General features: G+C 67.5%; 1 protein-coding gene. It reads right to left on the reverse strand.

All coding sequences use genetic code 11. The features are described 5' to 3' along the window. The coding region (locus AC3WRI_RS32920) for a ketopantoate reductase C-terminal domain-containing protein (protein WP_492295024.1) at positions 1-374 on the reverse strand (374 nt) is incomplete at its 3' end. Positions 375-557 lie beyond the last annotated feature (183 nt).

Below are 557 nucleotides of genomic sequence, written 5' to 3' on the forward strand. Positions count from 1 at the left end.
CCAGCCGTCTGGTGCGCAGCGCGCTGGCGCTCATAGACCTGCAGGTGGCAATATGCCGCACGGCTCAACGGAAGCTCATGCCCGTACCCGGCTGCGCGCTTGATGAGATCGCCGACGATGGCGTCGGCTTCTATGCGTGGGGCGCCCCGCGCTATATCCCGCATCATCGAGGCAGCCCAGGTCGATGCTTCGTCCAGCAGTCGGGCCTGCATGGCAGCGACAACGGGTTCAGGGATGGCATGGCCGTACAGTTGCGCCACCGTGCGGCACTCCGCAATCGCGTCAAGCATCAGGCGACGGCCATCCTGGGTCTTCATGATGTCCGCCACGGTCCCGCGCATCAGGCATGTCATCACTGCGCCGGCGGCAATCATGGCCCACTTGTTCCACAGCTCCTGCCCGATGGCGCCCGATAGCTCACGCGTACCGGCCGCCCTGGACACCAGCGCATGGAAATCCGCGGCCAATGCCGACCCCTGCGCGGCGCGCGGGCCGACTACCAGCCGGTCCATGCGGCCGGCGTGCACGACGGTTCCATCCGCCGCCAGCGTTGTCGC

This window comes from Cupriavidus sp. FW305-27 (assembly GCF_058787995.1).